This window comes from Pseudosulfitobacter pseudonitzschiae (genome assembly GCF_900129395.1).
GTDB classification, from domain to species: Bacteria; Pseudomonadota; Alphaproteobacteria; order Rhodobacterales; family Rhodobacteraceae; genus Pseudosulfitobacter; species Pseudosulfitobacter pseudonitzschiae.
Genome location: NZ_FQVP01000001.1, coordinates 183082 through 197024 on the forward strand (window position 1 = coordinate 183082; position 13943 = coordinate 197024).

At 62.7% G+C, this 13943-nt stretch carries 14 protein-coding genes and 1 tRNA gene; 7 read left to right on the top strand and 8 right to left on the bottom strand.

What is annotated here, in order from left to right; genetic code table 11:
* Positions 1 to 32 precede the first annotated feature (32 nt).
* Positions 33 to 1325 (bottom strand): O-acetylhomoserine aminocarboxypropyltransferase/cysteine synthase family protein, encoded by a 1293-nt coding sequence (locus BUC08_RS00865; protein ID WP_037921541.1) that lies wholly within the window; start codon positions 1323 to 1325, stop codon positions 33 to 35.
* Between the two features lie 167 nt (positions 1326 to 1492).
* Between BUC08_RS00865 and BUC08_RS00870 the strand changes: the two genes are divergently transcribed.
* Positions 1493 to 2116 (top strand): hypothetical protein, encoded by a 624-nt coding sequence (locus BUC08_RS00870; protein ID WP_037921539.1) that lies wholly within the window; start codon positions 1493 to 1495, stop codon positions 2114 to 2116.
* 112 nt (positions 2117 to 2228) lie between these two features.
* Here BUC08_RS00870 and BUC08_RS00875 read toward each other — a convergent pair whose 3' ends face one another.
* On the bottom strand, positions 2229 to 3137 hold the full coding sequence (locus BUC08_RS00875; RefSeq protein ID WP_037921531.1) for a LysR substrate-binding domain-containing protein: 909 nt from the start codon (positions 3135 to 3137) through the stop codon (positions 2229 to 2231).
* A gap of 593 nt (positions 3138 to 3730) precedes the next feature.
* Positions 3731 to 4732: a hypothetical protein gene (locus tag BUC08_RS00880; RefSeq protein WP_037921528.1), complete on the bottom strand. Its 1002-nt coding sequence runs from the start codon at positions 4730 to 4732 to the stop codon at positions 3731 to 3733.
* 97 nt (positions 4733 to 4829) lie between these two features.
* Between BUC08_RS00880 and BUC08_RS00885 the strand changes: the two genes are divergently transcribed.
* Positions 4830 to 5291, top strand: a complete 462-nt coding sequence (locus tag BUC08_RS00885; RefSeq protein ID WP_037921526.1) for a hypothetical protein — start codon at positions 4830 to 4832, stop codon at positions 5289 to 5291.
* 247 nt (positions 5292 to 5538) lie between these two features.
* Here BUC08_RS00885 and BUC08_RS00890 read toward each other — a convergent pair whose 3' ends face one another.
* Positions 5539 to 8454 (bottom strand): ABC transporter transmembrane domain-containing protein, encoded by a 2916-nt coding sequence (locus BUC08_RS00890; protein WP_081855310.1) that lies wholly within the window; start codon positions 8452 to 8454, stop codon positions 5539 to 5541.
* Between the two features lie 267 nt (positions 8455 to 8721).
* On the opposite strand from BUC08_RS00890, the gene BUC08_RS00895 reads away from it, so the two are divergent.
* Entirely contained in the window at positions 8722 to 9132 is a 411-nt protein-coding gene (locus BUC08_RS00895) for a DUF3307 domain-containing protein (RefSeq protein WP_174861678.1), read from the top strand.
* Positions 9133 to 9192: 60 nt separating this feature from the next.
* Here the strand turns inward: BUC08_RS00895 and BUC08_RS24535 are convergent.
* Positions 9193 to 9276: transfer RNA gene (locus tag BUC08_RS24535), tRNA-Tyr, on the bottom strand.
* Positions 9277 to 9416: 140 nt separating this feature from the next.
* On the opposite strand from BUC08_RS24535, the gene rlmB reads away from it, so the two are divergent.
* The 3 genes from rlmB (at position 9417) to BUC08_RS00910 (ending at position 11224) form a co-directional block, all read left to right on the top strand.
* Positions 9417 to 10202, top strand: coding sequence for a 23S rRNA (guanosine(2251)-2'-O)-methyltransferase RlmB (gene rlmB, locus BUC08_RS00900; protein ID WP_037921519.1), 786 nt, complete (start codon positions 9417 to 9419; stop codon positions 10200 to 10202).
* A 14-nt stretch (positions 10203 to 10216) separates the two neighbouring features.
* Positions 10217 to 10507, top strand: a complete 291-nt coding sequence (locus BUC08_RS00905; RefSeq protein WP_037921517.1) for a hypothetical protein — start codon at positions 10217 to 10219, stop codon at positions 10505 to 10507.
* Between the two features lie 249 nt (positions 10508 to 10756).
* A complete protein-coding gene (locus tag BUC08_RS00910) occupies positions 10757 to 11224 on the top strand; it encodes a CoA-binding protein (protein WP_037921513.1) in 468 nt (155 codons plus the stop codon).
* 4 nt (positions 11225 to 11228) lie between these two features.
* On the opposite strand, the gene BUC08_RS00915 is transcribed toward BUC08_RS00910, so the two are convergent.
* Positions 11229 to 11534 carry a phosphoribosyl-ATP diphosphatase gene (locus BUC08_RS00915; RefSeq protein ID WP_037921511.1) on the bottom strand — a complete coding sequence of 102 codons (306 nt, stop codon included), beginning with the start codon at positions 11532 to 11534 and terminating at the stop codon, positions 11229 to 11231.
* On the bottom strand, positions 11531 to 12292 hold the full coding sequence (gene hisF / locus BUC08_RS00920; protein WP_037921509.1) for an imidazole glycerol phosphate synthase subunit HisF: 762 nt from the start codon (positions 12290 to 12292) through the stop codon (positions 11531 to 11533). Before hisF ends, BUC08_RS00915 begins: the two co-directional genes overlap by 4 nt.
* Positions 12293 to 12386: 94 nt before the next feature.
* Here hisF and BUC08_RS00925 point away from each other — a divergent pair, with 94 nt between their 5' ends.
* Positions 12387 to 13133 carry a hypothetical protein gene (locus tag BUC08_RS00925; RefSeq protein ID WP_037921506.1) on the top strand — a complete coding sequence of 249 codons (747 nt, stop codon included), beginning with the start codon at positions 12387 to 12389 and terminating at the stop codon, positions 13131 to 13133.
* Here the strand turns inward: BUC08_RS00925 and hisA are convergent.
* Positions 13130 to 13852 carry a 1-(5-phosphoribosyl)-5-[(5-phosphoribosylamino)methylideneamino]imidazole-4-carboxamide isomerase gene (hisA, locus tag BUC08_RS00930; protein WP_037921503.1) on the bottom strand — a complete coding sequence of 241 codons (723 nt, stop codon included), beginning with the start codon at positions 13850 to 13852 and terminating at the stop codon, positions 13130 to 13132. The two genes, BUC08_RS00925 and hisA, sit on opposite strands and share 4 nt — an antisense overlap.
* Positions 13853 to 13943: the final 91 nt, after the last annotated feature.

Consider the following 13943-nt stretch of genomic DNA (forward strand, 5'->3'; position numbering starts at 1 on the left):
ATAAACCCCCGCCCGTTTTTGTTTGTCGTGTTTTATGCGGTGGCCTTGGCCAGCGCCTGATCGAGATCGGCAATCAGGTCGTCGGCGTTTTCGGTGCCGATCGAGACACGCACCACCTCGGGGGCCGCGCCCGCCGCGATCTGTTGCTCTTCGGTCAACTGCCGGTGCGTGGTCGAGGCCGAGTGGATGATCAGCGACCGGGTGTCGCCCAGGTTGGCCACGTGGCTGAAGATTTCCAGGCTGTTGACCAGCTTCACGCAAGCCTCGTAACCGCCCTTGACCGCAAAGGTGAACAGGCCGCCCGCGCCGCGCGGACAAATCTTTTCGACCCGTTTGTTATAGGGCGAGGATTTCAGGCCCGCATAGGTCACGTAGTCCACGCGCGGATCGTTCTCCAGCCATTCGGCGATTTTCATCGCGTTTTCAACGTGGCGGTCCATACGCAGCGACAGGGTTTCGGTGCCCATCAGCGTGTAATGCGCGGCTTGCGGGTTCATGGTCATGCCCAGATCGCGCAGGCCGATGGCAATGCCGTGGAAGGTGAAGGCCAATGCGCCGAATGTCTCGTGGAACTTCAGCCCGTGATAGGCAGGCTCGGGCGCGCTGAGCGAGGGGAACTTGTCCGAGGCCGACCAGTCGAATTTGCCGCTGTCCACGACGCAGCCGCCGGTGACGGTGCCGTTGCCGGTCAGGTATTTGGTGGTCGAATGCACGACCAGCGTGGCACCATGTTCGATGGGGCGGCACAGGTAGGGCGTGGCCGAGGTGTTGTCGACGATCAGCGGCACGCCGGCTTCGTCGGCAATCGCGCTGATGGCGTCCAGATCGGTGATATAGCCGCCGGGGTTGGCGATGGCCTCGCAGAAGACCGCACGTGTCTGGTCGTCGCAGGCGGCCTTGACCGCGTCCAGATCGTCAAAGTCGACGAATTTCGCGTTCCAGCCAAAGCGTTTGATGGTATGGGTGAACTGGGTGACCGTGCCGCCATAAAGGCGGGTGGACACCACCACGTTGTTGCCCGGCATCATCAGCGGGAACAGCGCCATGATCTGCGCCGCGTGACCGGACGAGCAGCAGACCGCGCCCACGCCGCCCTCGAGCGTGGCGATGCGTTCTTGCAGTACGGCGACGGTGGGGTTGGTCAGGCGCGAATAGATAAAGCCGACCTCTTGCAGGTTGAACAGCGCCGCGGCGTGGTCGGCGTCGCGGAACACATAGGCCGTGGTCTGGTAGATCGGCGTCTGCCGCGCGCCGGTGGCCGGATCGGGGCGGGCGCCTGCGTGGATTTGCAGCGTGTCAAAGCCGTGTGCGGGTGCATCTGTCATAGTCTGTCCTCCTCTGGGAATTCCTTGAGCAGGTGTAGGCCGAAACCCGGGTTCACTCAACGGGCGATTGTCGGCAGGTTTTGGCTGAGCGCATACACCACATGTATGTTGACTCGCACGCGTCTATCGCATACATGACAAGTATGTTTTCACACAGGAGACCCGAAATGGGCAAAGTTGAAAAAATCACCCGAAATGCAAAAGCCAAGGTTGTGGCAGCAGACAACACAGAGACCGCAGCACCTGCGGCGGACCGTGTTGCGCGCCGGGCCAAACGGCTTGAGAAACTGGCCAAGGCCAGCACAGTCACCTTTACCGTAGAGCCCAGCGTGCGCCAGTTCATGGATGCCCAGGCGAAAGCGGCAGGTATGAACCTGACCCACTACATGCAGCAGATGGTGGAAACCCACGTGATCCAGTCCGCCCCGGCGGATGATGCGCTGGGCCAGCGTCTGGCCGCGAAACGCAAGGTTATCAGCGACGTCGTGGCCCGTGCCAAGGCGATGGATGCCGCCGGTAAGTTCGACGACCACTTCATCCTGAAGGTGGTGCAGGACATCGCCAAGGATGACGATTTCGCTGCGCAATACGAACTGGCCAGCACCGGCGGCGCACAGGCAGGCAGCCGCGCCGCGTCGCGCGCCCGCGTGTCGCTGAACCAGCAGATCGGCCGCGTGATCAAAAAGGCCGTCGGCGCCCGCAGCAAGCGCACCGAAGGCGGCAAGATCGCTCGTGCGCAAGTGCAGGACGCTATGATCTCGACCTACACGTTGCTGGACAAGCCTGCCTGAGGGTTTTGGACGTGACACAGCCGTGGCCGTTGCGCCATGTGCTGAGCTAAAATGAAAAGCCGGACCTTTGTGTAAATCGCAGAGGTCCGGTTTTGCTGTTTAAGGTGGTGATCTAGTGTGACGTGCTGTTCCAGAGGCTGATGGAACAGGCCAGCTCTGCCTCTAGCCAGTCCTTGAACCTGTTCACGTTCTGCTTTCGCCGCGAACGTTGACTTGTGGCGAACCAATAGGTCGCTCCGGTCCGTGCGCGCAGGTTGAAAGGCGCCGATACCTGCCCTCGTTCCAAGGCATCACAAGCCAGGGTCTCCCACGCCATGAAAACACCTTGCCCTGTCATTGCCGCATCTAAACACAGCGACGCGTCGGCATAGGTTGGCCCGTCCGGCAAAGAATACCCTTCAATGCCTTGATCAGACATCCAGCTCTTCCACCCATAAAGCTTTTCGTTTTCCCGGATAACGGGGAGTTTCAAAAGGTCATGGGGGGTGTGGATTGTTCGCGCCAGATCAGGTGCGCAAACGGGAAAAACACGCTGATCCAACAGTTTGACCGCATTCCTTCCAATTGCGGCATCTTGACTGACACGTATTCCTACATCCACTTCAGAGAGGTCCAGATTGATCACCTCAAGTGATGGCACGATCCGCACGCTCAAGTTCGGGTTTTGTTGATTAAACTTGTTTATTCTCCAGATAAGCCAACGGCTTGCAAAAATCGGGGCCACTGAAACTGTCAGCGTATTCTCTTTCGGCAAGCGGATGTCAGCGACGATAGAAGACAGTTCAGATATCGCGTGGGTCAAACGTGGCACGACGTCTGCAAAGATCGGTGTAGGTTTGAGGCCCGCCGCAGTGCGCACGAACAAGCTTTGCCCAAACGCGGCCTCGGCCTTGGCAAGCCGCTGGCTCAATGCGCCCGCAGTCACGCCCAACTCGTCGGCCGCAAGTCCAAGTGTTCCGTTGCGCGCAATCGCCTCGATGGCCCTGAGCGCGGAAAGGGGTATGGCATTCAGATTTTCCATTTAGTTTTTCTAAACCGGGATCGTTGCAAAGTCGATTCCCGGACCTGCCGCTTTGAGCGATTATAGCGGTATGAAAGATACATTTATCAAAATCGCCAGCCTGTTCAGGACGCAGCGGTTCAAACGCGGGGCAACACCCGAGATGGAGGGCCACTGGTGCAAAGATCCTTTGTCTCATCCTGATATTCGGAGCATGTCAGAGCGCGAACGCGCGGACCTTCAGTTCCGGCCCGGATGCGTGAAACCTGAATGACCGCTTCGCACCATGTCCGCCCTCCACTCTGGGCGGCTTGGTCGTTCATGGCGCAAGGCCGGCAACGCAGAACGGCTGCGCCGGAACGCTCCGGTGCAGTTCATTCGTTTTATCTGATGTGGATCGTGGGAAGCCCGTTAAAAAAGGCGGCGCCGCCAGATCGGAGTTGAGACAGGATTTTATCCCTGCATGTCTGAACCGTTCAGATATGACGCGGCTTGCGCGCCTCTGGTCCTGGTAGGCTGCCGGCTGGGTCGATGGCCCACGCCGGCGGGGTGTTGCAACGGGGGTAAGGATGCCGCCCAGGGGTTAAGGTCGGGTGAGCGCTGCGCGCGGTGGCTCAGCGCATCCAGAAGCCTTCGGATTTGATCCGGTTGCGGATCGCCTGTTCGCGGCGGGGCAGGTTGTTCTGATCGAACAGCGCACGCACCTTTTCGCCGCGCCCCTGATAGACCATGCGTTTGATCGCCTCGGACCCTTTCAGCACTTTTTTCAGCTTGTTGGGGGCGGCCACCTCTTCCAGCGTTTCGATCACATGGGCGGCCTCGCGGGCATAGAGCAGCGGCAGCAGCCGGTAGTGGCAACTGACCGACCCGTCCAGCAGGCCGGGGGGCAACGTGTCGCGCCCGCCGCCCAGACTGTGGATCACCAGCGGCAGGGCGACCTGATCCAGCCAGGGGTCCAGCGCCTGACAGCACAGTTCGACCGGCGCATCGTCGCGGATCGCTAGCGCGTATTCGCGGAAACGGTCGCCAAAGACGCGGGGGCATTTGTAAAAGAAATAGCCCGCGTTGAAATACAGGTAGCGCGCCCAGTATTCATCCGGTTCGGACAAATCGAGGCTGCTTTCAAAATCCAGCCCGAATTTGTCGTAAAGCGATTTCCACAGGCCTGCGTAGCCGGGGCCGTAAAGCTCGGGCTTGGGCCAGGACCCTTCGCGCCGCAGCGATGCGGAGGGGCGGTCAAAGTCGAAGGGCACGGTTGTCAGGTCGCCGGTGATCAGCGTGTCGGTGTCGAAGAACACGAAAGGTTCGCCCTCGGGCAGGGCCGACAGCATCTCGATCTTGTTGCCATATGGGTAGGCCGCGCCAAAATGCGCGTTGTGAAAGGGCACGATCTCGGCACCCAGTTGTTCCAGCGCCGCGCGCACCTCCGGTTTGATGCGCGGATCGTTGGGCCACAGGGGGCCGGGTTGCGGCTCGGCGACCAGCAGGCGGCCTTTGAATTTCGGGGAGTGGTGGCGCAAGGAGGCCGCGAACAGGATCGCCTCGTACCCCAGCCGCCCGGACTGGCCGACGACAACCACGTTGAAATCCTGTGTTTTGGCCGGTTTGCGTGCCATAATCGTATCTGCCCCGATACCTGCGGTTGTCTTTTGCGACAACTATAGAGCGGTTGCGTCAACGGCAAAAGGCGAGATTTGAGAGAGGGATTTCAAGATGCTGGATATTCTGGTGGCGTTGATCGCCATGGGGTCAGGGGGCGGCGGTGACGCTGCACCCGACGTGGCGACACAGGCCCTGGTGGCCGAGGAACAGGTGGCCACGGGCAAGTTCCTGACAGCACTTGAGGTCAAGCCGATCCTGACCGCGACCAAGGGCAATTGGGTGGCGGTGCGCGACTATGACGGTCAGGATCTGGTTTACGTGACGCACCTGTGGGCGTGGCGCTGCGGGTTGGTGCAGATCGAGATGGCGGTGAATGGCGGGGCGATGGAGGTCTGGCCGATGCCCGACTGTCACGTGGACAGCCCGACGCCGGGGGCGATCACGGACAGCGACGGGTTGCCCTATCGCAGCTATCCGGCGGGGTCGGTGCAGCAGTTGGATGTGCGGATTACGTACGATGATCTGAGTGTGGATACGATTTCGGTGGCGCGTCAGGCGGTGTTGATGCCGTAGGAGGGCGTCTTTCGCATTTGAGCGCGAAGCCGCGCGTCGCTGGGCCGAGGTGCGGCGATGCAGCTTCAGTTACTGCCACTTTATGGCAGCCAAACACCTCCCACCGAACTGTTCCGCACTACAGCAACCAAATCGCCGTGCCTGGGGACGGCCCGTCATGTCGAAGACATGCCTACGGCATGATGCGCGGCGGCCTTCGGCCTTGAATCCGCGCTGGGGGACAACATCACCTGACGATGTCACTCCCTTACGTGCTCACGTACCCCGCCACCACCTGCAACAGCTTGAACGCCGTCGTGGCATCATTCTCGACCACGGCCAGGAACTCCTCGACGCCGATGCGCAGGCAGGTCAGGTCGGTCTTGGCCTGCATGTCCAGCGCGCGCGGCTCGTTGCGGATCAGGCCCAGTTCGCCCACCAGCGCACCGGGGCCAACGGTGGTGATCAGCTGCTTGTCCTGACCGGCACGCGGCAGCCACAGGTCGGCCTCGCCCTCGAGGATCATATAGGCGCCGTCGGCGGGCGGGTCGTTCTTGTAGAACACGTAATCGCCCGCAGCGCAGCTGTACCAGCGCGCGCCAAAGGCCAGCAATCGCAACTGTTTGCGCGACACGCCCGAAAACAGGTCGGTTGATCCCAGCGCCTGCACCTTGCGCGCCAGGTCGGCGCTGGTGGCGCTGTCCTCGGTGCTGGTCTGGGCGGCGGTGCCGCCGACGATGCGCCCGTCGACCAGTTCAAGCTGCATGTCAAAGGCGTCCGCGTTGTCGAACCCCGAGGCAATGAAAATCAGCGTGGTGTCGGGCAGCAACCTGCGCAGGTTCTCGAACATCGCCTCTTGTGTCGCGGCGTCAAAGCTGGCCAGCGCGGATTCAAGGATCAGAACATCGGGGCGTTTGATCGCCGCACGGCTGACGGCGGCGGGTTCGGCATAGAAGGCAGGCAGGTTCGCACCCCCCAGCGCAATCGGCACGTCCAGGATCAGCCGCATCACGTCGCGGCCCATGCCGCTGTCCTGCATCACCTCGGCCACCTTGGCGCGCACCTCGTCGCCCTTGGACCCGGCGCCGTTCGAGATCTTGCCGAACAGGGCGTTCTCCAGAACGGTCAGGCCCGCGACAATCTCGCCTGCGCGGATCGGCGCAAAGGCGGCGCCCATGCTGGCCTGAAGGGCAGGCGCGTGCAGGCCGCGCATTTCCAGCACGCGGTCCTTGATCTCGTCGGGAAAGCCCGCGCCGATCTGGTCCGATGTGATCTGGAACGGCACCGTCAGCAGCAACGCCGTGTCCGCAGGTGTCAGCGGGGTGCCCTCGCGCTGGCGCGACAGGATGGTAACGGCCGCCTCATAGGTTTCCGCGTCCAGCGTCAGCTTGCGGAACAGCGGATGATCGGTGCCGTCGATGCCAAAGATCTGGCGCAGCAGGTCGATCACATCGCGGGTCAGCGCCAGCAGGTCGCGGTCCAGCCCCAGGTCTGCCAGCAGGCGGAGGAATTCCGTTTGCCCTGCAATGAACGCGGGCGTCACCGGCTGGCGTGCGGTGGCGAACAGCAGGTTCTCGGCGACGGGCAGGGCGGGGTTATAGGCGTCCTCGCTGAAGACATAGGCGTGGCGGGCCAGGTCGGCCTGTTCCAGCGCGGCGGCCACATCCGGGCGCAGGTCGACCAGACGCTGCGCCAGGTCGGGGTGGGTCGCCGCGTCAATGCGCTGTTCGGTGGCGCGGCGGAACAGGGTGGGGCTGCTGCCCATGCCGCCCACCAGCGCCAGCCACCAATCCAGCAGCGCATCGTCGTCCTCGGCTCCGGCGCGCCCGTGGTCCAGCCAGGGCGCGTCCAGCATGTCGTCGCTGTTGCCCGCCCGCAAGGCTTCAGCGGCAAAGGCCGCATCCTTGCCCTCGCCATGGGGCTGGTGTTTCAGCGCCATCATGATGTTGTCGCCAAAGGTGCCCTGAAACAGCACCGGGCGCGATGTGGCATGGCCGATGCGTGCGGCGATCACGCCCTGGTGCAGGTCGTTCAGCGCATGGTCCCCGATGCGAATGCGGCCACTGGTGGGCATCGTCTCGCGGGTCATGACCTGCGCCAGCGCGCGGCGGTCCTCGTCGCTGGGCGCGGTGATGGCGATGCTGCGGCCCGCAGGCAGGGTGGCGGTGATGTCCTCGAGCACCGCGTTGCCGTCCGCATCGCGCACGGTCACACCGTCCAGCACCACGTCACCGTCCAGACGCGGCAGGCTGTCGGGCTGACCGTAAAACTTGTCCTCGTCGATCATGCCGTTCGGCGCAAAGCGCTCGGCGATGGTTTCCCAGCGCAGCTGCATGTCCTGCGCCTGGTTGTAGTAATCCAGCAGTTCCTTCCACGGGCTGGACAGGTCCTTGTAGGCGGCCAGCGCCGCCACCAGCGCGCCCAGGCTGACCTGACCCTGAATGACCAGATAGCCGCCGATCGAGAAGAAAAAGAACGGGGTCAGCTGGGTGATGAAGTTGTTGAGAAACTTCATGAAGAATTTCTTCTGGTAGATGTCAAAGCGGATCTCGTAGAGCCGCCCCAGCCGGTCAGTGATCATCGCCATGCGGTAACGCCAGCCGCCGTTCACCCGCAGCGTCGCCGCACCGGACGCGCTTTCGCCAATCTCGGCCGCCAGCGCACGCACCTGCACCACGCGTTTCTTGTTCAGCAGGTTGATGCGCCGCTGCAACTTGGGGATCAGCCACGCCTGCAGGGGGATCAGCGCACAGGCGGCCAGACCGAAGGTGACCGATTGCGCAAACAGAAACCCCAGGATCGTCAGCATCTGCCCCGCCTGCAACACCGGCTGCGCCAGCGCGTCGCCCATCAGCCCGCCCATCGGCTCGCTTTCGGAGGTGACCATGCTGACCAGTTCGCCCTGCGAGGTGCGCTCGAAATAGGGCTGGGGAAACCGCAGGATGCGCGCGATCAGCCCATAGCGATAGCGGCGCAGCATCCGTTCGGCCAGCACGCCTTTCATGGTGTTGATGCGCATTTTCATCAGGCCGTGCAGGATCACCGACAGCAAGAACAGCCCGCACAGGATCAGCAGGAAATGGATCTGCGTGAACGACATTCCGTAGAATTCGACCACATCCGACTGGGCGGCGATGGCGTCGTTGATGATGCGTTTCGGCAGTTCCAGCGTCAGGTACAGCATCGGAAACAGCGTCAGGGTGACCAGCAGCAGGATGAACTGGTCGCGTTTGGAATGCTTGAAAATAAAGCTGAAAATATTGCGTTCTATGGGACTGTCCAAACGTTGTCTTAGGGCGCATGAGCGGGGCACATGCGCCTTGCATTCAATCGCGCCAACCTAGCAAGGGGCGCGCGCGTCGGGCAATGGGTATCTGCCACATGGCAGCGCAGGCCGGTCATTTCGATGCCACAATGATAGACGAGAGGGGATCAACGCATTAGGCTGCGGATGATTACAGGAGAAGACGGCCCTTTGACCGCCACGATAACATCCTTGCTGGTTCTGCTTTTTCTGTTTCAGATCAAGCATATGTTTGCGGATTTCTATTTGCAGACTCCCAGGATGCTGTCGGATCGCGGCCGTTATGTGCACATGGGCCGCGCCCAGCACGCGGGCGTTCATGCGCTGGGGTCTGCCCTGGTTCTGCTGATCGTCGGATCGTCTGTTGCGCTGGTTCTGCCTCTTATTCTGGCGGAATGGGTGGCGCATTATCACATCGACTGGGCCAAGGGCCGCTGGTCCGACCGCACCTGCCACACCCCCGCCGACGCGGGGTTCTGGCGTGCGATGGGGGCCGATCAGGCGCTGCACCAGATGACCTATCTCGCGATGGCCTGGGGCTGGGTCATGTGGGGCTGAGGGGTCACCGGTCGGGGCGGCCATCATGGATGGACATCACATTCGGATAAAAAGGGAAAGTGGTGGGCGACCCTGGAATCGAACCAGGCGTGCGTCTCCGCGAGGGAGTTACAGTCCCCTGCCACACCTTGCGGCCTGTCGCCCACTTTCGGCCCATCCGCATTGCGCTGGGCGTGGGGGCGTGATTACAAGCGGTCCCAAAGGGCGTCAAGGCAGAATTTCGACTTGGCGGCAGGTTCGGGCAAAGACATGACATTTGCCCCATGAAAACTCGAGGTTAGCCAATGGCGAATACGAAAAAGCCCAAATGGGTGGTGGCCAAGGAACAGGCCAAGAAGGTCGAGGCCGCCACGACGGTCTGGCTGTTCGGCCTGCACGCGGTGCGCGATGCGCTGCTGAACCCGAAACGGGAAAAACTGCGCCTTATCGTGACGTTGAACGCCCACAACAAGCTGGCCGAGGCGATTGCAGAGGCGGGTATCGAGCCGGAAATCGTTGATCCGCGCAGCTTCAAGGCGCCGCTGGACCCCGGATCGGTGCACCAGGGGGCCGCGTTGGAGGTCAAGCCGCTGGAGTGGGGCAGGCTGGCCGATGTGGCCATTGGTGCCGAAGTGCCGCGCGTGATTCTGCTGGACCGTGTGACTGACCCGCACAACGTGGGCGCGATTTTGCGGTCGGCGGAAGTGCTGGGCGCATCCGCCGTCATCGGCACACGCCACCATTCCGCGCCCGAAACCGGGGCGCTGGCGAAAACCGCCAGTGGGGCGTTGGAACGCCAGCCCTATCTGCGGGTGCGCAACCTGGCGGATGCGATCACCGAACTGCAAGGCATGGGCTATCTGGTGCTGGGGCTGGACGGCGAGGCCGAGCAGACCATCGAGGCGGCCGTGGCCGGGCGCACGTCCGACCCTGTGGCGCTGGTGCTGGGGGCCGAAGGGCCGGGCCTGCGCGAAAAGACCAAGGAAACCTGCGATGCGCTGGTACGAATTGACGCAAGCGGCGGGTTTGGCTCGCTCAACGTCTCGAATGCCGCTGCATTGGCCTTATATGCCAGCAAGGCACGCAGCTGAAGCAAAGGCATTCCATGGGCTACCCGACCAAGATCGCGACCTGTTGTTATTGCGGGACGCGGGCCGCGCTGGTTCTGGACCGCGCGCGGCACGAACTGACCTGCGCGCAATGCGGCGCGCCGTTGCACAATCTCAAGATGCTGCCGGTTCCCGAGCGTGAGAAAGAGCGGGTACAGGCCGCGCGGATGCCTCAGCCAAAGGCGGCAAAGCCCGCAAAGCCGCGCAAGATCAAACGCAAGAAAAGCTTTCGCTTAAAGAATCTGGTCGAGGACGTCTTTGATATTGTCGAAGATATTCTGGATTAAGCCACGCCGGAACCCGCGATTGAGCGAATTCCGGCTCACGGTTTTTACGTTTCGTTCACACAAATGAGAGACGGTCTTCATAACCCACGATAAGTTATTATGTGTTGGGTCATAGACAGCAGGTCTGGAACTCCTGATGTCCCAAGCACTGTCCCTCGTTCCACACCTTGCGCCCCGGACCTTTGGTTTTCGGGGCGCTTTTTTTATGTCGCGTGGCGGTGTAGGAAAGCGGCAACACAGGGGATAGCCATGCAATATTCGGATGAACTGCTCAAGGATGTGCTGAAACGCACCAAGGTGATCGCGGTGGTGGGGGTGTCGACCAATCCCGTGCGGCCCAGCTATTACGTGGCGCGCTATCTGTCGCTGCGCGGCTACCGCGTGATCGGGGTGAACCCCGGTGCCGCAGGGCAGATGCTGTTCGGTCAGAAGATCGTGGCGGGTTTGGCAGAGATCGACGCCCCGGTGGACATGGTCGATATTTTCCGCAAGCCCGATGCGGTGCCCGCCATCGTGGACGAGGCGCTGGAGGTTCTGCCGGAGCTGCGCACCATCTGGATGCAGATCGGTGTGGAACATGGCCCGGCGGCGGCCAAGGCCGAGGCGCGGGGGATCACGGTGATCCAGAACCGCTGTCCCAAGATCGAATATCAGCGGTTGTTCGGCGAATTGCGCATGGGCGGGTTTGCCACCGGCATCATCAGCTCGAAGCTGTGAGAGGTTAGCGCGCGGCTTTTTCCGCGATGCCGGATTGCGATTGGCGGCGGGCCAGTTCGGCCAGCACGTCGTTTAGCGGCACGTCGCGCGCGGCCAGCATCACCAGCAGGTGATAGAGCACGTCGGCAGCCTCGGAGGTCAGGGCGGGTTTGTCGTCGCGCACGGCTTCGATGATTGCCTCGATCGCCTCTTCGCCGAACTTCTCGGCGCATTTTTCCGGCCCCTTGGCCAGCAACTGCGCGGTCCAGCTGCTGTCGGGATCGGCGGATTTGCGGGCAAGGATGGTGTCGTAGAGGTCGTTCAGGGTCATGTCAGCCTCATGTTCAGGCCCGCGGCGGCCATATGCGCCTTGGCCTCGGCGATGGTGTAGGTGCCGAAGTGGAAGATGGATGCCGCCAGCACCGCCGAGGCATGGCCCTCGCGCACGCCGTCGACCAGGTGGTCCAGCGTGCCGACACCGCCCGAGGCGATCACCGGCACCGGCACCGCATCGGCAATCGCGCGGGTCAAGGGCAGGTTGAAGCCCTGTTTGGTGCCGTCGCGGTCCATCGAGGTCAGCAGGATTTCACCTGCGCCCTTTTCGGCGGCGAGAATCGCGAATTCCACCGCGTCGATGCCCGTGGGCTTGCGCCCGCCGTGGGTGAAGATTTCCCAACGGCCCGGTTCCACGGTTTTGGCGTCGATGGCGCAGACGATGCATTGGCTGCCAAAGCGGTCGGCGGCGCGGGCCAGCACGTCGGGGTCGGCCACGGCGGCGGAGTTGAAGCTGACCTTGTCCGCGCCGGCCAGCAGCAGGTCGCGCACGTCGTTCGAAGTGCGCACGCCACCGCCCACGGTCAGGGGAATATAACACGCCTCGGCGGTGCGGCGGACCACGTCGAACATGGTGCCACGGTTTTCGTGGGTGGCGTGGATGTCGAGAAAGCACAGCTCGTCCGCGCCCGCGGCATCATAGGCGCGCGCGGCATCGACGGGGTCGCCTGCGTCCACCAGATCGACAAAGTTCACGCCCTTGACCACACGGCCATCGGCGACATCAAGGCAGGGGATGATGCGGGTTTTCAGCATGGGGTTGCTATAGGCGGGCGCAGGCGCTGGGGCAAGCCGGCGTTTTGGATTTGCGCGCGACCCGTGTAGGATCGGGGCTTTTGAGGGTTGTATTATGACAAAGGTACAAATCGGCGCGGCAACATTCACCGCCACGCACAAACGGGATGTCACGGAGTTGCCGCAAGGCTATGGCAGCGATCCGGGGATGGTGCGGCAATGGAACCGGATCAGGCAAAGCAGCAGACTGCACTGGGATTGCGCCACGCAAAGCCGCAGGCCGGATGTGTACCCCAAGGGGCTGACCGCGCCTGCGCATTTGCTGGTCTACGATATGGGCCCGAATATCCTGCCATCCGCCGCCGATGTTGCGGCAGCGTCGGCGCAGGCGGGCCGTGTGTTGATGACGCAGGCCGGATTTGCCGATGCCAGGGCGCTGGATGATGCGCTGGTGGCGGGGTTCGGTCGGGCCATGGTCAATTTTGACATCGACGCGCTTATCGCGCCGCTCAAGCCCGAGTTTCGGCTGCGCATCGTGATCGAGCTGCGGTATATGCATTTCCTGCTGACGCACCCGAAGATTTTGGGCAATGCGGTGGTGCTGCTGTCACTGCCCGACATGTTTCATATCGGTGTCCGGCGGGTGGCCCGCTGTACGGAAGAGGGATTGCGTCAGGAGATGCAGTTGCAGGATGACGTGACCTCGGTGCCGGTGCGGGCGGGCAACACGCTGAGCTGGAAATTGCGGAGGGACGCGCGCGAACAGATGCGCAAGGAACTGGCCGACCGGATCGCGCAGGCCAAGGCCACGCGCGCGGCGTTGCAGGAGCAGATCGACGGCAGCAAGCCCGAGGGCGATTAGCCGTCTTTCAGCGCCGCCAGCGCCTGTGCCAGATCAATCGCGCCATCGTACAGCGCGCGGCCCGAGATCGCGCCCGAGATCACGCCGGTGGCCTTGAGCGCCTGCAAGTCCTGCAACGACGACACGCCGCCCGAGGCAATCACCGGGATCGACACGGCACGGGCCAGATCGGCGGTGGCGTCCACGTTGGGCCCGCCCATGGCGCCGTCGCGCATGATGTCAGTGTAGATGATCGCGGCGACGCCTGCGTCCTCGAAGGACTTGGCAAGGTCGGTGACCATCACGTCGGTTTCCTCGGCCCAGCCCTTGGTCGCCACGCGCCCGTTGCGCGCGTCGATGCCCACCGCCACCTTGCCAGGGAAGGCGCGGGCGGCTTCGCGCACCAGATCCGGGTTCTCGACGGCCACGGTGCCCAGGATGACACGGGCCAACCCCTTGTCCAGCCAGCGTTCGATGGTCGCCATGTCACGGATACCACCGCCCAGTTGGGCGGGCACGGGGCAGGCCTTGAGGATCGCCTCGACAGGGGCGGCGTTGACCGGTTGGCCTGCAAAGGCACCGTTCAGATCAACCAGATGCAGCCATGTGCAGCCCGCATCGACAAAGGCACGCGCTTGTGCCGCCGGATCGTCGTTGAACACCGTGGACTGGTCCATGTCACCGTGCACCAGGCGCACGGCCTGGCCGTCCTTGAGATCAATCGCGGGATAGAGGATCATGGCGGCACCTTTCGATTTTCGCAACGCTTTGGCACGGGGCCGCCGGATTTGCAACGCGACCTTACGACAACCTTGCCAGACGGGGGCGCGG